This is a genomic window from Bradyrhizobium forestalis, assembly GCF_002795245.1.
Taxonomy (GTDB): domain Bacteria; phylum Pseudomonadota; class Alphaproteobacteria; order Rhizobiales; family Xanthobacteraceae; genus Bradyrhizobium; species Bradyrhizobium forestalis.
Genome location: NZ_PGVG01000031.1, coordinates 22,486 through 43,076 on the forward strand (window position 1 = coordinate 22,486; position 20,591 = coordinate 43,076).

The window sequence follows — 20,591 nt, forward strand, 5'->3', positions numbered from 1 at the left end:
TGGTAAATCCGGCTCAGTACTCCCGGATGCTTTCATCCAAGCCGCGAAGCAGGGGATAGAGGAAATATGAAATCACCGTCCGCTGTCCGACCTTCATCTCGGCGGTGACCGCCATACCGGGCATCAACTGAACGCGCTCCGCCGGCAGCCGAAGGTGCGTGTCCCGTAGATCGATCAGTACGCGGTAATAGGGAGCTGACGAACGGCGCGCACCTTCGGCTTTCGCGTCTGGCGAAAATGAGTCCCGGCTGATGACGCCGACCTCGCCAGTCGCGGTGCCGTACTTCTGGAATGGAAATGCCTCGAACTTGACTCGTACGGCCTGCCCGACCGTCACCTGCCCGATATCCCTTCCCTCGACGTTGACCTCCGCCCTGAGCGCATCGTCCCGAGGGACCAACACAAACAATGTCTCGGCCTCGCGGACCACAGAACCTACCGTCCGATTGGCAATTTCGAGTACCACCGCATCCGCCGGCGCGTTCAGCACGATCAATTGCCGGCGGAGCTCGGCCTTCTTGAACTCCTCGGCAGTGCCATTGCGTTTTGCCAAGGTCTCGACGAGCTCCTGATAGGCAGCGCGGCGAAACTCGGCGGCGAACACCTTCTGGTCTGCACGGGCCTTGTCCAGGCGATGCATGTTGTCGACGATGCTGCCACGGACCCGCGCCAGGTTGCTTTCGACCTCCAACCGCGCTTCCCGGGATAGCAGGAAATTCAGTTTTGAACCGACCTCCTTGGCCATCAACGTATTTCGCATGGCTTCGATGGACTGCATGGTGTCCAGCCGCTGGGTCAGGACCAGTTCCTCGTTCTGAGCCGTCTTCAGATTGGCCTGCGCGGACGCAATCTGTGCGTCAAAGTTCTGGATCTGAAGGTCGTAAGCCGCCCTCCTCTGCAGGAATACCCTTCTCTGCAGAGCCTGGTCGGCATTCGCGGTCTCTTCGACGACGTAGTCCGCGCCGTCCAACTCGGCTCGAAGCCGGTCGATGGAGGCATCGAGACCCGCCAGGCGGCCGCGCAGTTGAGCAAGATCGGCCTCAGAAAATGTCGGATCGAGGATCGCAAGGACGTCGCCGCGATTGACGGAGTCGCCGGCCCTAACACGGATCTCCCGAATGACCGACGTTTCCAGCGGCTGCACGACCAGGTTTGGACGTGTCGTAATCAGCCTACCCTGTGCCGTCACGATCATATCAACACGCGACACACTTGCAAAAATGATCGCGGCAACGATGAGCGCGGCGACACAATAGAGCGTGATCCGTCCCACACGCGGTGGGGTCATCTGCTCGATTTCGGCTGCGTCCGTCTGGAATTGCGCGACAACGCGAGAACCTGTTGGCGCGGCCCTGGGGAGCCGGCGTCTCGAGCGCGAAACGGGCGGAGCCCCGGATCTGCCGGGGGCGGCCTCAACTTTGGTCTCTTCAGCCGCGGTCATGCGACCTGCCTCGTCTGCTGGCTCCAGAGATGCCTGTAGAAGGTGCATTTCGACAGCAGCGCGTCGTGACGATCCACATCGACGATCCGTCCGCGGTCGATCACCAGAATCTGGCTTGCGTCCGACAGCATCGAAAGCCGATGCGATACGATGATGACGGTTCGCCCCTCGGCAATGCGTCGCAGGTTGCGCCGAATGATCGCTTCGCTCTCGGAATCCAGTGCGCTGGTGGCTTCGTCGAGGATCAGGATACGCGGGTTCACCATCAATGCCCGCGCGATCGCAAGCCGCTGCTTCTGTCCGCCTGACAAGTTCGATGCCTGCTCCTCAAGCATGGTATCGAATCCCCTCGGCAGTCGCTCAATGAACTCGTCGGCGCCGGCAAGCTGAGCCGCCCGGACAACCTCCTCGAAAGTGGCATCACGCCTCACGCAAGCGATGTTTTCCCGGACCGTGCCCCGGAACAGGAAATTCTCCTGAAGCACGACCCCGAGATTCCGCCGCAGATGGGTGAGATCGATCTCGCGCGAATCGTGACCGTCGATCCGCACCAACCCCTGTTGTACCGGATACATTCCCGCGATGAGCCGCGTCAGCGTCGTCTTGCCCGAACCGCTGCGGCCGACAATGCCAAAGATCGAACCTGGCGCGATTGAGAACGACACCTCGTCCAAAGCCGGCGCACCCTCGCCATAGCGGAACGTAACGTTTTCAAACTCGATCTGGCCGGCGAAGTCGGGCCGCAGGCCCTCGCGATGATCGTCCCGCTCCAGCTCCCTATTCATGACCTCGCCGAGCATCTTAACGGCCAGCGCAACTTCCTGATATTCGTGCACCATGGTCACCATCTGCACCAGAGGTCCCGAAACCCGTCCCGCCAGCATGTTGAAGGCGACCAGTGCGCCGATCGTCATCTCGCCGGCGAAGACGTCGAGCGCGCCCAGGGCCACGATGCCGAGCGTCATCATCTTCTCGAGGAAGCCGGTCAACGCCTGAGCGCCCGCCGAGATTTTTTCGACGCCAAACCGCATCGATACCGCCTGCGCGCAACGATCGTCCCATGTCCTGTTCTGGCTTGGCTCCATGGCCAGCGACTTCACCGTGCGCATGCCGTGCACGGTCTCGACGAGCAGCGCCTGGCGCCCGGCCTCGGCCTGATAAAGCTGGTAGAGCCGCCGTCGGAACGGTCCCATCAAAATAGCAATCACGCTCGCGCTGATGGCGGTGAAGGCCAGCACGACGCATGTCAGCTTGATGCTGTAGAGCGCCAGAACAGGCAGAAAGACGAAAAGCGAAAGCGCGTCCAAGGCAGTCAGGAACAGCCGGCCGGTCAGGAACTCACGGATTCGTCCGGCCTGCTGCATGTGCTTCACCAGGACACCGGCCGAGATGCGCTCGAAGAAGGTGACCGGAAGTCCCAAAAGATGCCGAAACGTCCTGGTTGCAACCCGGATGTCGATCTTGTTCGTGGCATAGAGCAGCAGGTAGCGTCGCAGGAAGTTGAATATTGCGTCGAAGCAGAGCGCAAGGATCGCACCGGCCGAAAGCACGTAGAGTGTCGTGAGGCTCTCGTGGACAAGAACCTTGTCGATGACGAGTTGGAAGAAGATCGGAAGCGCCAGCCCCAGCGCATACAGGAACACCGCAGCAATTGCGACGTCGGAAAACAGCCGCCACTCCCGCAGCATTTCGGGCACGAACCAGCGCAACCCGAAGGACCTCTGGCCCTGCGCTGTAGCGGTCTCGCGCTTGACCAGAACAGCAGTTCCGAACCATCTGGCGCAAAACCGGTCCGCTTCGACCAGCAGGTGCTCGCCGCTCCGCTCAGCCAGCGGATCGAGAACCGTTACCGCGTCGCATTCCGGCCTCGCGCCGACGACCAAGACCCAGTTCCGGTTCGAGAGCTGAACAAGGGCTGGATAGGCTTCGCCGAGCCGGCATATCGCCTTCCAATCGAGCTGCACCACGCGGGCGCGAAGGCCCGCATCATGGGCCATGCGCAGCAAGAGATCGGTCGAGATGCCGGTCTCGTCGACGGCATAGGCGTGCCGCAGGCGGTCGGAAGGCAGATCGATACCGTGATGGGCGGCGACCCTCGACAGGCATTCAAGTGCGGTTTGAGCAGCCCGACGCGGCTCATCCTCCGGCGAAGGCGGTGCCGGTTCACACCTGTCAATTTCAACGGAAGTTGGTTGAGACATTGGGAGATCGTGAGTTGTCCGAAACTGGCGAGGCGGGCTCGACTCGCGCGTTCGCCTGTGGCGCGACAATCGACGCTCTCGGCCGCGAGCGCTGCACGACTCCGGCGTCGACCAGACCCTGAAGCGCGTTCTGCATCACCTCCACGGAGTTCGCGAACGACTCCACGGAGAAGATCAGCCTTTGGCGAAAGACCTTCTTGGGCGCGTTGTTGGCGTCACGTTCCGTGGGCGAGAGACTGATCAGGTCCACCCGCACGATCGACCCGCCAATTGTGACCTCCTCCACCCCGTCGGTATAGATCTCGGCATGCATTGCGATTCTCCTATGCTGCGAGCTGCGGCCTGAAGAGGACGTCTACCGCGTAGCTCGTCGCGTTGAAGGTGTTGGTTGGGAAGAGGCTTCCGGATCCGTATGCATAGACGCCGTTTCCCCCGCTGGACGCTGACGACGGGGCGGTCAATGGTCCGTTGGTTACCGAGCTGGCAAATAGATTCGGATCGTCCGAGTAGTTTCCCGCAGTGTGGTAGGAGGCGATATAGGTCGTGCCCGCCGTGATCGTGACCGGCGTTGCAAAGTTGACCTGCTGCCAGCCACTCGCCGTCTCATTGGTAAATGTGGCGGTCGCCAACAAGGTGCCGGAGCTGCTCCAGAGATCGGCGACGTGAGTGCCGGTATTGGACGGCCCCTTGTAGAAGCGCAGCCCCATGATGTCGCCAGTGGTGGACGCCTGGAACTTCATACCGAGCTCAACCGAATTCGGATCATTCTCCGTCACCACGCTGGGCGTTGGATTCGAGCTGAACAGGCTGACAGTACTTGCTGACGGCGCGTGAACGGTCACGGCCGCACTTGCGCTCGCCGTCCCACCCCGACCGTCCGAGATCGCGTAGTTGAACGAGGCCGGCCCGGTGTAATTGCTCGCCGGCGTGAACGTCACCGTATTGTTCTGGGTGCTGAAGCTGACGGTGCCATTGACGGCTCCACTGACCCCTGTGATCGTCAACGCGTCTCCGTTCGGATCGGTATCGTTGGCAAGCAGCGACGCACCCGAGATGCTCAGCGGAACCCCTTGCGTCGCGTCGAAGCCGCTATCGTTGTTCGCGATCGGTGACTGGTTGGTGCCGCCGCTCGAGCTGCTGAACACCACGTCCACCCAATAATTGGTAGCGTTGTAGGTGCTGGTCGGGAACAGATTGCTCGTGCCGTAGGTGTAGACACCATTGTTGCTGGACGGAGCCGTGAGCGGGCCATTGGTATGGGCCGTCGTGAAGTAGTTCGCGGTATCGGTATAGTGCCCATTGCTATGGAAGCTCGCGACATAGGTGGCGCCGGCCGAAATGGACACGGGACTACCGAATGTGACCGTCTGCCATCCGCTGGTGGTTTCATTCGTGAACGTTGCGCTCGCCAACAGCGTGCCGGTGCTGCTCCACAACGTGGCGGTATGCGTGCCCGTGTCATTGGCGCTCTTGTAGTACTTGATTCCGGTGATCGTACCGGCCGCCGAAGACGAGAATCGCACACCCAGATTGACCTGCGAGGCATCGGGGTCCGACAGTGTCGCCGGCGTGTCGGAGCTCGAGAACAGACTAACCGTCGTGGGAGCCGTGCTTACAGTTACATTGAACGTCTCGCTCGAGGAGAGACCGCCCAGATCTGTCGCGGTTGTCCTGACGCTGAGGGTGCCGACGTTCGCGGATGTCGGTGTTCCGCTGAAGGTCCGTGTCGAGCCGTTGAAGGTCAACCAGGAGGGAAGCGGCGAGCCATCGGCGGAGGTTGCGGCATAGGTCAGCGAATCGCCGGAGTCCACATCGGTGAAGGTGCCCGCGGGCAGGGTCAGCGAGAAGAGCGAGCCAACCGTAGCGGTTTGGTTGCCGGTCTGGATCGCCAGCACCGGCGCGTCATCGGCGCCATGAATGGTGATGGTGAGCGTGGTCGACGATGTCGCACCGGCGGCATCGCGCATCGTGTAGTTGAAGACGTCCGTCAGCGTGTTGGTCGAAAGCCGCAAGGCTTGGACGGCGGCATCAGTTTCATTGACGGTATAGGTGAAAGCACCTGAAGCATTGAGCACGAGGCTTCCGTGCGCTCCATTTAGCGCCGAGCCCAGCGTGCCGGAAGTCGAGCCGAAGCTGACTGCAGTCACGGTCTTCGTGTCGCCCGCGTCAGGATCGGTGTCGTTGGTCAGTACGCTTCCCGTGGCGGGCGAGCCGCCCGTACCGTTATTGACACCGCCCTTTTCGGTCGCGTCGCCCGTGTCGGCGACCGCAGTTGGCGGAGCGTTCGCAGTCGTCGTCACGACAATGTTGAACGTTTCGCTTGCAGTGAGGCTGCCGAGATCCGTCACGGTTGCCTTCACACCCAGCGTGCCGACATCGGCCGACGATGGTGTACCGCTAAAGGTTCGAGTTGATGTGTTAAAGGTCAGCCAGGCGGGAAGTGCGGAGCCGTTGGCCGCCGTCGCGGCGTAAGCGAGCGAATCGCCGGAATCGATATCGGTGAAGGTGCCCGCCGGCAGCGTCAGCGAGAACGCCGACCCCACTGTCGCGGTTTGGTTGCCGGTCTGGACCGCCAGCACCGGTGCATCGTTGGCGCCGTGAATTGTGATCGTGAGCGTGCTCGAGGACGTCGCGCTGGCGGCATCACGCATCGTGTAATTGAAGACGTCCGTCAGCGTGTTGGTCGCAAGCCGCAGCGCCTGCACGGCGGAATCGGTCTCGTTGACCGTATAGGTGAAGGCGCCTGAAGCGTTGAGCACGAGGCTTCCGTGCGCGCCGTTCAGCGCCGAGCCCAGCGTGCCGGAGGTCGAGCCGAAGCTGACAGCAGTCACGGTCTTGGTGTCGCCAGCGTCTGGATCGGTGTCGTTGGTCAGTACGTTTCCAGTCGCGGCTGAGCCGCCGGTGCCGTTATTGACACCGCCCTTCTCGGTGGCATCGCCTGTGTCGGCGACGGCGGTCGGCGACCTATTCGTGCCGGACGATCCGTTGAAGACCACGTCAACGTAGTAGTTGGTCGACTTGTAGACGCTGGTCGGGAATGACGCGCCGGTTCCATAGGCGTACACTCCATTTCCGGCCGCTGGCGCGCTCAACTGGCCATTCGTAACTGAGCTCGTGAAATAGTTCTGGGTGTCGGAATAATTGCCGTTGGTGTGATAGGACGCGACATATGTCGCTCCCGCGGAAATGGCGATTGGGCTCGCGAAGCTGACCTGCTGCCAGCCGCTGGCGGTCTCCCCCGTGAAGGTCGCCGTAGCAAGGAGCGTTCCCGTCGAGCTCCAGAGATGCGCGACATGGGTACCGGTATTCGCTGATCCCTTATAGAAGCGCAGGCCGGTTATCGTTCCGTTCACAGAAGCGGAAAACTTGACGCCGAGCTCGACGGAGCTCGCATCGCCCGAATTGACCACGCTCGGCACATCGTTGGTACCGAACAGGCTTTGCGCGGAGATGGGATAGTTGACGTTGAGGAGAACCTGGCCGGTTCCGGTGGCCTCGCTCGTGTCGGTGATCGTATAGGAGAATTGCGCCGGTCCCGCGTAATTCGTGGTCGGGGTAAACGTCACTATCTGGGTCTGAGCGTTGTAGCTTACGCTCCCGTTGATCGGGCTGCTCACGCCGGTGATCGAAAACGACAGGCCGGCCGGATCCGTATCATTGGCGAGCAGCGCCGATGCCGGAATAGTCAGGACACCGTTTTGGGTTACGCTAAAGCCGCTGTCATTGTTGGCCTGCGGCTGCTGGCTGGTATTGCTGAAGACGACGTCCACCCAATAATTTTGAGCCTTCACAATCGAAACAGTGTTCGGGAAAAGCGGTCCGGGGCCGTAGGCATAGACACCGTTGAGACCGCTGCCCGTCGCCGTCAGCGGACCGTGGGTATGGCCGGCATTGTCGAAATAGAAGTCGGTCGTAGAGTACTGCCCGGTATTCGTATGATAGGAGGCGATGTAGGTGACCCCGGCCTGCACATGGACCGGTGTCGCGAAATTCACCTGTTGCCAACCACTCGCGGTCTCGTTGGTGAACGTTGCGCTCGCCAGCAGTACGCCGTTCGTCGTCCAGAGATCGCCCAGATGCGTCCCTGTGTTCTGCGGCCCCTTGTAGAACCGGATGCCGGTGATGTCGCCGGACTCCGCGGCGACGAATTTCACACCCAATTCTACGGCGCCGGCGTCGTTAGTTGTGACTACGGCCGGCGTATCGGTCGGACTGAAAATCGTCAGGTTCGACGAAGGCGTGACGGTGTAAGCAACGCCCGCGCCAGCCGTCTCGAGATTCAGGCTGTCGTCCACCGCCCTGCTCTTGATGTTGTACTGGCCGGAAGCGCCAGCGGAGAATGTGTACGACCACGTCACATTGGCGATGCCGACCCTGCTGCTGGCGGGATGCCACGTGCTTCCGCTGTCGGTCGAGACTTCAATACCGCCGATGACGCCGCCAGCATCGCTGGCCGATCCTGTGACGGTAACCGACTGGCCCTCCGGGATGCTGCTGGCCGAGACGTTCGAGATGGTGGATGTTGGGGCAGTGCGATCAGTCGATTGGGAAGCAATGACCAGACTCGCTTGCAGCGTCGCGGGCTGCACGCCCATATCGGCGAGCACATTGACTGTTGCTTGCTGGACGTTCGGATCAATCGGCGTTGCGGACCCAGTGTGCTGGTCATGATCGGAGGCGAGGCCCCACGACCAGAACACCGTACCGGCCCCGAAAACAAGGGCACCGCTGACCGGGTCACGAAACTCGACCAGATTATGAGTTGCTGTTCCGTTGCCGGTGGTGTTGCCGTAGTCCAGGAGATACTGGCCGGTGATCTGCAGCGTCGAAGACGACACACTGACAAGTCCAGCCGGGCGGAAGCCGTTATCCGGCGACACATCCCACTCATAGCCGAGCAGGTTCTGTACGAGCGAGGCGGTTTGGCCCACCGGCGTATTGGCGACCGACGTATTGCGCCAGAAGCGCAGGTTCGTCATGTCGTACGGAATCTGGATAATGTCCGTGCGATTGGAGTCCACCTGAAATAGCTGGCCGGTGAGGGCATTGGAAGGGATTCCCGACAATCCTCCGGTCGACGCGAATCGCGCGTCCATGAAAGTGCCAGTCGCCGTTCCAGTTGGGTCGATCAACTGATTGGCGTGGGTGTCCTTGTACGAGATCAGGGTGCGGTTGGCCGTCTGGCTGGCATCGATGCTGGGCGCGAGTCTCGTTTGCCAATACACCTCGTTACCACTGAGAAACATCAGATTGACGCCGGCATGGCCGGCCGCCTGGACGTTGGAGAACTGGCTGTCGGTCCAATATTCATCGTGGCCGACATCCATGTAGACCTGATGGTTGAGCAGGAGCGATCCGTTGGTGGCCGCATCGATGCCTGAAATGTAGGAGACGTCGTATCCGTTCTGCTCGAGCCAGTAGATCGCCGGATATTCGGCCGAGAACACCATGTCGTTGGAAGAACTCGCGAGCCCGCCGTCGCGCGTCGTGATCGGACGATTGTAGCTCACGGCGTAAGCGGAGCCGCCCACGCCAGGTCCGTTGCCGAAGTAGAGATTGGCCCCGCCCCACGGGTTGTAGGCCTGCCAGGTCTGATCGGCGGTCTGGAACACGATCGCGCTTTGCGACGCATCGTTGCGGATGACGAATGGAATCTGGAAAGTCTGCGTTCCGTCGATGACGTTGGCGATGTACACGCCGGAAACGGCGTCAGTCGGCACGCTCCAGGAGTCGGTCACGCTCCAGTTGCCGGCGTCGACGAGGCCAGTCGATGCGTTCCTCAATGGCGCCGGTTGCACCACGGAAGTTGCAGCCTGATGCTGTACGGTCGTAATCAGTCTGGCGCCGTTGCCGCCGTAATATCCCAGCCGGTAGATATCGATACGATAATTCGGATTGCCCGTCTGGTTGTCGATCTTGAATTGAACGGTGCTGCCGATATTGGTGCTTATCGCTGTCGTGAACCCCTGGATTCGCGTCGAGTTTGCGCCAACATCGATCTGCCAGATGTTCGGCGATGTGCCTTGTTTCTGATTTTCCAGCACGATCGGGTTCGTGACCGGGTCCGCAACGATCGTGCCACCCTGCCCATCGCTTGCAAAGGTCCAGTTCGAATCCTGGCCGGAGAACAGCAGGGTGACATTGCCGGCTCCATTACTGAAATCGACCGTGCTGATGTTTGAGCTCCGGTCGTAGCGAACCGACGCTGACATCGTCGACGTGAAAGCGAAATCCCTGAGGTCGATCAGATTGCCGGCTGAAAGCGGTCGATCCGGCGATGAACTTCCGATCAGGCCATGGAATTGGGCAGAGCGATCGAGAACCAGGGTGCCGACATCCGTCTCGAAGGAGACGGTTATTCCAGAGAATGAACCGTTCAAGAGTTGCCCGGAGACCGAGCCTCCGATCTCGAGAACTGATCTGTCGGCAATCGCGAAGTCACCCGCTCCGCGAACGTCGCCCTTGAAGTCCGCTGCAGCACTCCCATCGCCGCCGGACGGTACGAGCTTTATGCTGCCGTTGTTGATGGTGTCACCTTCCACGACGAAGGACGACCCTCGCCCGAGCGCAACCGTCACATTTGCATCAACGAATAGGCTGCCGACATCAACATTGACGCTGGTTGTGACAACATAGGATCCCGGCGCGTCGATGAAGGCGCCGGACCACGCGTCGGGAATGCCCGCACTCCAGTTCGCAGCGACGTTCCAATAGCCGCCGCTCGAACTGATCCAATGCGTCGCACCGATCCTGGAACGTGACGGCCCGACCGCCGCCCACAGATCGGACACCTGCCGGGTCGCCAGACCGCGGCTCCAGGACGCATTCCAGAGGGGGGCACCCGGCAGGAGCAAATCAGTCTGGTTGAAATCACTCTCCTCCGAGAGGAGAGGCCTTGCTGCTCGATAAAAAACGCTCGCCTTGTGATTTATCATGGCCAGCCCTCAAAATCCGCAGTGGAAGAATTTAAATTAAAAAATTCGCACCGGTCAATTAATTAAAATGGTAATATCAAATTTAAATTAAACGTCCATTGCGGCGCCGGCAGCTGCTCCGGGCAGCCGCAGGATCTCATTGAGATACCTGCCGTATCCGCTCTTCTCCAGCGGCTGAATCAGTCCGAGAAGCTGCTCTTGATCGATGAATCCCTGCCGGAAGGCGACCTCCTCGAGGCAGGCCACCTTCATGCCCTGCCGCTTTTCAAGCGTTTGTACGAACGTCCCTGCATCGATCAGCGACTCGACCGTGCCCGTATCCAGCCATGCGAACCCCCGTCCCATGCGCTCGACGTGGAGAGCGCCGGCCGCGAGATAGCGCATTTGCAGATCGGTGATCTCGAGCTCTCCCCGCGGAGACGGCTCGACACGGCGGGCATACCGCACAACCCGGTTGTCAAAAAAATACAGACCGGTGATGGCCCAGTTCGATGTCGGCCTTGTCGGCTTTTCCTCGATTAGTTGCGGGCGGCCCGCGTCGTCAAACGTAACGACCCCGTATCGCTCAGGATCGCGCACGTGATACGCGAACACGGTCGCACCTTCCTCGCGGGCCGCGGCCTTCGCGAGCAGTTCGCGCAAGCCGCCGCCGAAAAAGATGTTGTCTCCGAGCACCATCGCGACGCGATCGGTTCCGATGAAATCGGCGCCTACGATGAATGCTTCCGCAAGTCCGCCGGGGCGGGGTTGTTCCGCATAGCTGAGCCGGATTCCCCACTGGCTGCCATTCCCGAGCAATCGTTCGAACTGGGGCCGATCCGCCGGGGTCGTGATGACCAGGATCTCGCGGATTCCTGCCAGCATCAACGTCGATAGCGGGTAGTAGATCATCGGCTTGTCATAGATGGGCAGCAGCTGCTTGCTGACCACACGTGTGATCGGGTAGAGCCGCGTTCCGCTGCCGCCAGCCAGGACGATTCCCTTCAGCATCGGTGTCTCCTCCTCCGACAAGTTGGTCGAGACAGGTTTCGAGAGAGTGGCGCCAGGCCGGCAATCGAATTCCAAACACGCGTTCCGCTTTGGATGAGTCCAGGCGCGAGTTTGCAGGCCTGCGCGCAGCGCTCGGATACTGCTCTGTCGTGATCGCTTCCAGCGCCGGCGGCCGCACTCCGCGACGGGACAAACCATCGAAGATTGCCTCGGCAAAGCCGTGCCAGCTCGTCGTCCCCTGGCCGGCCACGTGGAAGATGCCCGCAGCGATGCGGCGATCATCGGTGAGCGACCGCTCTGCAATTTTCAGCAGAGCTGCGGCCAGCTCCGCCGCTGACGTCGGGCTTCCGTGCTGGTCGCAAACGACCCTTACGACCGGGCGCGCTTCGGCCAGCCGCAACATTGTCCGAACGAAGTTGCTGCCTGTCGAGCTGTAGATCCAGGACGACCTGACGACGGTCGCGAGGGGATGCGCCGCCAATACGGCCGCCTCGCCGGCCAGCTTCGATGCACCGTATACGTTCAACGGCGCCGGCACGTCGGCCTCGTCGTAAGCCTCGCGCTTGGTGCCGTCAAAAACATAGTCGGTCGATAAATGTACAAATGGAATGTTTCTCTGCCATGCGACATCCGCCAACGCAGCCGCACCGTCGCGGTTGATGCTGAAGGCCTTTCCGACCTCAGACTCCGCCTGATCCACAGCCGTATACGCCGCGGCATTAATGATCATGCAGGGGGCGATCGAGGCGACTGTCCTGTCGATCCCGCCCCGGACCTCAAGGTCGAGCTCCTCGCGTCCGAGGGCCACTGCAGACAGGCCGCGAGGAGCAGCGAGATCACGAAGGCAACTGCCCAATTGGCCATTTCGACCAGCAATCAGAATCGGTCGTTCGATCATTGGCAGCCTCAGTGTTGGGTAGCCGGGAGGCCAAGACGCGAGCCGTCGTAGACCATATTGCGAGCCCGCGCCCACCAGGTGCCGCTGGCCAGATACCATTCCACCGTGTCGGCGAGACCTCGTTCGAAGCTTCGGGTCGGCTGCCATCCCAGCTCGCTGCGAGCTTTTGACGCATCGATCGCGTAACGTGCGTCGTGTCCCGGACGGTCCGGCACAAACGAGATCAACGATCGCCTCGCTGCCGGACCCGGACGCAAACGATCGAGCACGTCACAAATCTGGGTGACGACCTCCAGGTTTGAGCGTTCGCTGTCGCCGCCGAAATTGTACTTTTCTCCGGCCCTGCCTTCGAACAGCAGCCTGATCAGGCCGGCTGCGTGATCGTCGACGTGAAGCCAATCGCGCACATTGCTGCCGTCGCCATAGACAGGCAACGACTTGTACTCAATCGCGTTGAGGATCGTCAGCGGAATGAGCTTTTCCGGGAATTGGAATGGCCCGTAATTGTTCGAACAGTTCGACACGATCACCGGCAAGCCATAGGTCTTGTACCAAGCGAGCGCGAGGTGGTCCGAGGCGGCTTTGCTGGCCGAATAGGGTGAACTCGGCCGATAAGGGGTATCTTCCCGGAAGCAGTCGACCGGCCCCAATGAACCGTAGACCTCGTCCGTCGACACGTGAATGAACCTGAACTGTCTCTGCCTCTGGCTCGAAAGTCCCTCGTAATATCGCCTGGCCGATTCCAGCAGAGTATAGGTGCCGACGATGTTGGTGCTGATGAACGTTGCCGAGCCGGTGATCGAGCGATCGACATGGCTCTCCGCTGCCAAGTGGATGACTGCGCTCGGCTCCCATTTGTAGAACAAACGAGTGACCGCCTCCTGATCGCAGATGTCGTGCTGCTCAAATCGATAATGGCTGGTACCGTCGATGGATGCCAGCGAAGCCAGATTGGCCGCATAGGTCAGCTTGTCGACATTGACGACCGAGGCCTCGGCTTCCAAGACCAATTGGCGACAGACCGCAGACCCGATAAATCCCGCTCCACCCGTCACCAGGACACGCATGACACGCCCTCTATTCAAACACGGAAGCAAGCTGATCGAAGGTGGGAAGCGCCCGATCCTTCGGAGAAAGGTGGGCCTCTGAGGCCTTCACCGGCCACTCGATCGCCAGTTCGGGGTCCGCCCAATAGACGCCGCCATCGTGGTCCGGCGAGTAGACCTCATCGACTTTGTAAAACACCGTGGTTTGAGGCTCGAGCGTACAGAAGCCGTGAGCGAATCCTTTCGGAACGAGCAACTGCTCGTCATTCTCGCTATCCAGCTTGACCGAGACGTGCTTGCCGAATGTCGGCGACCGACGCCGAAGATCGAGCACCACATCAAGGATCGCCCCCCTTAACACGCGGACGAGCTTGGCCTGCGCGAAGGGAGGCCGCTGGAAGTGCAATCCGCGAACCGTCCCGACCCGCTCCGAGCAGGACTGATTGTCCTGGATAAAGTCGTGAGAGATTCCTTTTTCGGCAAACGCAGAGCGGCGGAACGTCTCGCAGAAATAGCCCCGCGTATCGGAAAAGCGCTTCGATCGGACCATCTTAACATCCGGAATCGCCAGACTTCGCACTTCCAGCATGACCGCACGCTCCGATACGCAGCGCTATCGCCCGGACGGTCGGCCTGATCCTCCAATGTCCTGCAAACCAAGCAGCCCGGCCGAACCAGTTCCGCTTCGCTCGGTTCGCGGCAGATATCGGAGCTTAATCAGACGCCACGCCCCTCCTTGCCATTCCAATTAATTATTCGCCAATTAATGCCCGAGCCAGATTTAATTGGCAACACCAAATTTATCGGATATATTATTTTAAATGTGGCCACGGGTCCAAATATGCGCCTGCGGGATGCTCCCGCGCGATTGTCGACAGCCGAGAGAATTGTCCGATGCTTCAGACCAATACGCTCCAGGCCGACGGGGCACGTCTCCCCTCCACCATGCAAATGCAGTCGGATCGCCAAAACGCCGGCGGCATCGGCGATCTCATTAAATTGGCACTCGTATTTATACGGCGACAATACCTCGTCATCATTTTCACCGCTGTCCTCGCAAGTGCCGCCAGCCTCATATACCTACGACTGGTGTCGCCGGCCTATACGGCGCAGGTTCAGGTCCTGTTCGAAAATCCAAGGGCGCAATTCCTCCAGAAGCAATCGCTTCTATCCGAGCCGATCGTCGACGTTACTCAGATCGAAACGCAGCTGCAGATCATCAAGTCGCAGGCGACTGCTGCGGCTGTGATCAAGCAGTTGAAACTGACCGATCACCCGGACTTCAAGGAGTCGCGGCCGCTGCAGTCCTGGCTACTGGGCTGGCTTCGAAGATGGCGGTCGGATCCGTCAGAAGGTGCGCCACCTGCTCCGCCAGAGCAGCCCTCGGAAACCACGATTGCGAGCTTTCTGGATCGCCTGTCTGCTGGCCGGGTTGGCTATAGCCACGTTATTGAGATCGCGTTCACCTCGAGCGATCCGGCGCTGGCGGCGGACATCGCGAACGCAATTGCCAAAGCCTACATCAACGATCAGCTCGAGGCGAAATTTGAAGCCACTCGAACTGCAACCAGCTGGCTGCGGGAACGGCTGCGAAACCTCGGCGAGGAGGCGCTGACCGCCGAACGTGCAGTCGCGGCTTACAAATCGCAAAACAACATCGTTTCGCCCGGAGGAAAACCGATCGACGAGCAGCAGATCACAGAGCTCAACACCCGGCTGGCGACCGCCCGCGCGCAGAGTTCGGAGGCCGCGGCCAAGCTGTCGCGCTACGAAGCTCTCCTTGGCGCCGACCCGGCAAAACCATCCTCGATCAGCAATCTGGATGCCATCGGCTCCGATGCGATGAACAGTCCGATCATTACGTCGCTACGCCAGCAGTATCTCGAACTCGCCAGGCGTGAGGCCGAGTTATCCGCCCGCGTCGGCCGCGATCACCTGGCAGTTGTCAACATCCGAAACAGGCTGCGTGAATTTCGCGCCTCCATTCTGGACGAGGTTAAGAGGCTTTCGGAGATCAGCCGCAGCGAAGCCGAACTTGCAAAGCAGCGGCAGGAAGAGATCGAAAAACGTCTGTCTGTGGCCATCGCGCAGTCGCGCCTCACGAACTCGGCAGAGCTGACGATAAGAGATTTGGAAAGTCGGGCGAAGAGCCTGCGGGGCCTCTACGACACTTTCCTTCAGCAGTACATGGGCTCGACGCAGCAGGAAAGCTTCCCGATCTCGGAAACCCGGGTCATCTTCCCCGCTTCTGCCGCTCAGACCAAGAGCAAACCGAAAGCGAAGGTCGTGCTGAGCTTCGGTCTTCTGGGGGGGCTCGCGCTGGGACTGCTCCTCGGTTTCGTGCGAGACGTAATGGACCGCGTTTTCCGCACGTCTTCCCAACTCGAGGCTGCGCTGGAGCTGCCGTGCCTGTCTCTCGTGCCGATCCTGAATATGCCCAGGCAGCAGAGGCCGGCGGCGCGGCTGCAACAGACGCAGGAAGACTCGAACCAACGAATACTTTCGGCCGCTCCGGACATTCATCGCGCCGTCGTAGGCATGCCTCTCTCTCGGTACACTGAGGCGATCCGAGCGATCAAGATTGCGATCGACCATAGCCCGGCGAAGACCCCCAACCAGGTGATTGGCGTGACTTCAGCCCTGCCAAATGAGGGCAAGACCACGATTGCCGCTTCCGTGGCGCAACTTATCGGACACAGCGGGAAGAAGGTGATCATCGTCGACTGCGATCTCCGGAATCCATCGCTCTCGGCCCGCGTCGTTCCCAAGGCTGTGGACGGCATTATTGAAGTCATGAACGGAGATCGCCCACTCGAGGAGGTGGTATGGCGGGATCCGAGGACGACTCTTGCCGTTCTTCCGGCCGTTCCGCGCGGGCCCGTGCTTCACTCAAGCGAACTTCTGTCCGACGGCTCGATATGCAAGCTCTTCGATCGCCTGCGACAGAACTATGACTATGTCATTGTCGATCTTCCACCGCTGAGTCCGCTTGTCGACGTACGGGTCACCGCTCCTCTGATCGATTGTTACGTTCTCGTCGTCGAGTGGGGACGCACGAAGATCGACGTCGTACAGCATGCACTGCACACCGCCCCGACGATCTCGGACTCGCTGATCGGCGCAGTCCTGAACAAGACTGACATCAGGGCGATGGCGCGATACGACACCCACCGAAGCGATTATTACGATGACAGTCACTATGTCCGCTATGGTCTTTCGAGCTCCTGAGCGGCCTGTCGCCGTGCACCATCACGATTTGAGCGTTGAAGGGCCTGCCGATCTGAGTCTTCGGAGAAACGCCAAGCCTGAGAGGTGACGTTGCATGCTCGTCAGGTTCCTGATGCTGGCACTGTTGGTGTCCGTCGCCGCGGCTTTTGCAATGCCCGATATGCCGCAAGCGCGAGCCCTATGCTCCGCTCTTCTCGCGATCGCGGTGCTGGCAACCGCAGCCTTCGCCTCATCTTCCGCGATCGCGCGCCTGGTACAACGGTTACGACTCTTTCTCCTCGTCGTCCTCGTTGTACCGGCGATCTACATGACTATTCAACTCGCTCCGATTCCTATCCACGGGTCCGGCAATCCGATATGGGCAACCGCATCGGCCGCATTGAATGTCCCCCTTGCTGAACGGCTCACGGTGGACATCGGCGCAACCGTGCGGGCATTCTTGCATTACGGTACTGCTGTCGCCCTCGCGCTCATCGCGACCGTCGTCGCGCTGGACAAACAGCGTGCGTGGCAGCTCCTCACCATGCTGGTCTCGGTTGCGGCGATCGTCAGTGCGTACTTGCTGGTGCGGCAGACCATAGGAGCGGACAGCCTCTCGCCCGGCGATGGTCCTGCGCTGGTCGTGACCGGCGCAGGACCGGCAGTGCTGGGCCTGGTGCTGTCTGCAGCGATGACGGCTCGTGCGTTCGAGGAACGCCGCCGGGTCAAGCAACTCTCATTTCGGCTGACGACGACCCTATCGTTCGCGCTGCTGGCAACGCTTCTCTGCCTGTCGGCGATCCTTGCCAGGGGAGACGGGACGGGAACTGTCATAGCTGCGTTGCTCGGAGTGGGAATCATAATCGCCGCGTTCGCGATCCAGAACTGGTTCTATGGGGTTTGGGGAATGGCGAGCGTGCTTGCTACGGCTGCAATTCTCTTTCTGGCGGCGGTCACCCTGCTGCCGGTGAGGCAGAATACCGATCTCGCGATCGCCCTATCCGCGCATGACCTGGCGGCGACTGAACGGATGCTGCAAGATACCGGCCGAGCGGGATTCGGTGCCGGAACGTACGTGGCACTACTGCCGATCCATCGCGATATCGGCGCGCCGTCATCGCGAGAGCGCCCGACGGCTGCCGCTGCCATCGCAATCGAAATGGGCCGCCCCTTTCTGTATGGCGTGTTGATCATTGCGGTACTTGGCGCCGCGGCTTTGCTCAGATGCTCCCTGCGGCGAAGGCGTGACTACGTCTACGCGGCCATTGGTTCCGGCGCTGCGGCTGCGCTAGCCATGCTGGCCTTGGTCGAGGACGGCATTCTCGAGTTCGGCGCATCGCTGTTCGCTGCCGCCATGTTCGGACTGGCGGTTGCTCAAAGCCAGCGTGATACAGGCGCTGCGGCCTCGCCGTCGCGATCAACGAGACCTGTAGGTGAACCGGATGGTCCAGGTCCGACCTCCGCGCCAACACACCGATATGGGATTGGCAATGCATCGATGCGTATTGGATTGGGCTCCATCGCAGTCGTCCTGATCGCGCAAACGGTCTGGCTGCTCGCTCAGCCGTCGTATCCGGGCGGTTTGCCGGTTGAAGCGCTTGCCGCCAACCAAGCGGCACGCCAAGCCCTTCTAAGGGTGCCGCTTCCGAACTCACTCCGCGGTGACGGCGATCTGCGTTCAGGGAGGCTCGCTCCTGCGCCGCAGTCCACCGCCAATGGAGCCGCAGCGTCAAGGCCGGAGATCGAAGTCGATCCGGCCGTGCCGACTGTATTGGCGCGGGCACTGCAGTACTCGCCACTACGAGGTGATCTTTGGCTCATGCTTGCGGCGCTCTCGAGGGAGCAGAGACCGGTCGAATATGACGTCGCGGCCTTGCTGAAACTGTCGTACTACACAGCACCAAACGATTTGGCCTTGCTTCCACTACGACTGACTGTCGCTCTCGGCGAGGTCTCGGTCGTAAGCGAGCCTGAGCTGCGTGAACTGGTGCAGCGTGACGTCAAGATTGCCTTGGCCAGACACCCCAGTTTCCGCCCCGCTCTGATTGCCGCCTATCAATCGGCGTCGGCAGGCGGGAAGGGCTTGGTGGACGATCTGATTTCGGAGTGGGATTCAGCCGCTCTGCAAAGCATGCGCAAGGAAATTCGGGTTCCGTCGCCCGGAGCGGACCTCCCTCCGCCGAACAGAGTACCGGGCCGCGGGACAGCGCGGTAATTTCCTAACGTATTCCGCTCGATAGACGGACGACCCGAGCATATGCGCCAGGTTCGGTGTGGCGCAATTTAAATAATCGCGATTTTCGCTTGATACATTCAATAAATTAATAATAGATTAAATAATAATCCCGAGTGCCTCGCCATGAACTTCGTGAACCGACACCTCCCCGATCAGAACGATACGGCTTGTGTCAGTCTCGAGCCGTCGGCATCCCGGCATAAATGGCCCCTGCGTTATGACCGGATCGAACACGTTGCGCTCTGTGCTGATATCGCGACGATTTTGCTTGCGAGCGTCCTCTCCACGTTACTGTACCGGGTCCAGAACGGGCAGACCGAGGGAGACCACGGCAACGCATTTGGCTTGGCACTGGTCAGCGCAGCTTGTGTGGCTTCGGTGCTGAAGGCTCAAGGCCTCTATCGCCCGATTGAGCTCTTCGTGCTCAAGAACCAGGTTCGGGCCGTCTGCGTGACCTGGGTGGCATTGGTGCTCTTGATTTGGGCCGCGTACGGCTTTGCTATTCGCCCGGGCGCATCTCAGGAAGCAGGCCCGGCCTTCGCCATCCTCGGCTTGGCGCTACTTGTGGCCGAGCGATGGGGGGTCAGGTCGCTGCTGATAAGAGGTCTGAGCGCAAGAAAATTCGCTAGCACCAATATCGTTCTCATCAGCGATCAGCCGCTTTCGAAAGACGCCGGCCTGCCGGAGGCCTTGGCTATGCACGGTTATTGCGTCAAGGGACGGTTCAGCCTGCCGCCAAGCGGCTTCGGGCCTGCCGGTCGAAAGCGGCTCACTTCTCGCGTGATCGACTATATTCGCAACGCTCCGCTCGACCAAGTGGTGGTCGAGGCCAGCCCGGAGCGATGGCCCGAGCTCCGAGCGCTTGTCGCCGATCTCCGGGTGTTGCCGTTCCCGATCATGTTCGTGCCCGTCGGCACAACATCCGAATTGCTTCGACATCCTACACGGAGTCTTGGGAGTGCCGTTTGCGTTGAATTGCAGCGCGGTCCCCTTACATCCCTCGAATGCGCGACCAAACGAATCATTGATGTTGTCGGCGCGGGGCTCGCGCTGGCCATATCTGCACCACTGCTTGTGCTGGCTGCAGTCGCAATCAAGCTGGATTCTCCAGGCCCCGTGTTCTTCCGACAGCAACGTTGTGGCTTCAATGGTCGGACATTCTTGATCCGCAAATTTCGGACCATGCATGTGCTCGAGGACGGCAACGTGATCGCTCAAGCCACCCCTCTCGACCGTCGCGTCACCCGCGTGGGCAAATGGCTGCGTCGGACGAGTTTCGACGAACTGCCGCAACTGCTAAATGTTCTCGAGGGCAGCATGTCGCTGGTGGGCCCGCGTCCCCATGCCTTGGCCCACGACGGACAGTTTGACAAGCTCATGCGGAACTACGCCTTCCGCCGCAGGGTCCGGCCGGGACTGACCGGATGGGCCCAGGTCCACGGCTGCCGCGGCGCAACACCCACGGCGCCGATGATCGAAGCACGTGTCCAGTACGATCTCTGGTACATCGACAATTGGAGTCTTCGGCTGGATCTCGCAATCCTGTTGCGAACTCCCATGGAGGTATTGCGGGGGCGCAACGCCTACTAGACTCGATCTCCGCGTCAAGCACCGAGCTGCGCCAGCCCGCTGGCGCA

11 protein-coding genes are annotated in these 20,591 nt (G+C 60.6%); 3 read left to right on the top strand and 8 right to left on the bottom strand.

Annotated elements, in window-relative coordinates; all coding sequences use genetic code 11:
- Positions 1-13 precede the first annotated feature (13 nt).
- The 8 genes from CVM73_RS28660 to rfbC all read right to left on the bottom strand — a co-directional run bounded on the left by CVM73_RS28660 (position 14) and on the right by rfbC (position 14,100).
- A complete protein-coding gene (locus CVM73_RS28660) occupies positions 14-1,441 on the bottom strand; it encodes an HlyD family type I secretion periplasmic adaptor subunit (RefSeq protein ID WP_208639251.1) in 1,428 nt (475 codons plus the stop codon).
- The gene (locus CVM73_RS28665) at positions 1,438-3,642 is read right to left on the bottom strand and encodes a peptidase domain-containing ABC transporter (RefSeq protein ID WP_100235148.1); all 2,205 of its coding nucleotides are present in this window, start codon (positions 3,640-3,642) and stop codon (positions 1,438-1,440) included. The genes CVM73_RS28660 and CVM73_RS28665 overlap by 4 nt, the downstream gene beginning before the upstream one ends.
- A complete protein-coding gene (locus tag CVM73_RS28670; RefSeq protein ID WP_100235149.1) occupies positions 3,620-3,955 on the bottom strand; it encodes a hypothetical protein in 336 nt (111 codons plus the stop codon). The genes CVM73_RS28665 and CVM73_RS28670 overlap by 23 nt, the downstream gene beginning before the upstream one ends.
- A 10-nt stretch (positions 3,956-3,965) precedes the next feature.
- Complete coding sequence (locus CVM73_RS28675; RefSeq protein ID WP_100235150.1) at positions 3,966-10,577, bottom strand: DUF4082 domain-containing protein; 6,612 nt, start codon at positions 10,575-10,577, stop codon at positions 3,966-3,968.
- A gap of 87 nt (positions 10,578-10,664) precedes the next feature.
- The gene (gene rfbA, locus CVM73_RS28680) at positions 10,665-11,567 is read right to left on the bottom strand and encodes a glucose-1-phosphate thymidylyltransferase RfbA (protein WP_100235151.1); all 903 of its coding nucleotides are present in this window, start codon (positions 11,565-11,567) and stop codon (positions 10,665-10,667) included.
- Positions 11,476-12,465 (bottom strand): dTDP-4-dehydrorhamnose reductase, encoded by a 990-nt coding sequence (gene rfbD, locus CVM73_RS28685; RefSeq protein WP_100235152.1) that lies wholly within the window; start codon positions 12,463-12,465, stop codon positions 11,476-11,478. Before rfbD ends, rfbA begins: the two co-directional genes overlap by 92 nt.
- An 8-nt stretch (positions 12,466-12,473) precedes the next feature.
- Positions 12,474-13,532, bottom strand: coding sequence for a dTDP-glucose 4,6-dehydratase (gene rfbB, locus CVM73_RS28690; RefSeq protein ID WP_100235153.1), 1,059 nt, complete (start codon positions 13,530-13,532; stop codon positions 12,474-12,476).
- Between the two features lie 10 nt (positions 13,533-13,542).
- Entirely contained in the window at positions 13,543-14,100 is a 558-nt protein-coding gene (rfbC, locus tag CVM73_RS28695; protein WP_100235154.1) for a dTDP-4-dehydrorhamnose 3,5-epimerase, read from the bottom strand.
- 305 nt (positions 14,101-14,405) lie between these two features.
- Here rfbC and CVM73_RS28700 point away from each other — a divergent pair, with 305 nt between their 5' ends.
- The 3 genes from CVM73_RS28700 to CVM73_RS28710 all read left to right on the top strand — a co-directional run bounded on the left by CVM73_RS28700 (position 14,406) and on the right by CVM73_RS28710 (position 20,544).
- Positions 14,406-16,739: a Wzz/FepE/Etk N-terminal domain-containing protein gene (locus tag CVM73_RS28700; protein ID WP_245452455.1), complete on the top strand. Its 2,334-nt coding sequence runs from the start codon at positions 14,406-14,408 to the stop codon at positions 16,737-16,739.
- A 94-nt stretch (positions 16,740-16,833) separates the two neighbouring features.
- Positions 16,834-18,933 carry a hypothetical protein gene (locus CVM73_RS28705; RefSeq protein WP_100235155.1) on the top strand — a complete coding sequence of 700 codons (2,100 nt, stop codon included), beginning with the start codon at positions 16,834-16,836 and terminating at the stop codon, positions 18,931-18,933.
- Positions 18,934-19,077: 144 nt separating this feature from the next.
- Positions 19,078-20,544 carry an exopolysaccharide biosynthesis polyprenyl glycosylphosphotransferase gene (locus CVM73_RS28710; protein ID WP_100235156.1) on the top strand — a complete coding sequence of 489 codons (1,467 nt, stop codon included), beginning with the start codon at positions 19,078-19,080 and terminating at the stop codon, positions 20,542-20,544.
- The last annotated feature ends 47 nt before the right edge of the window (positions 20,545-20,591 follow it).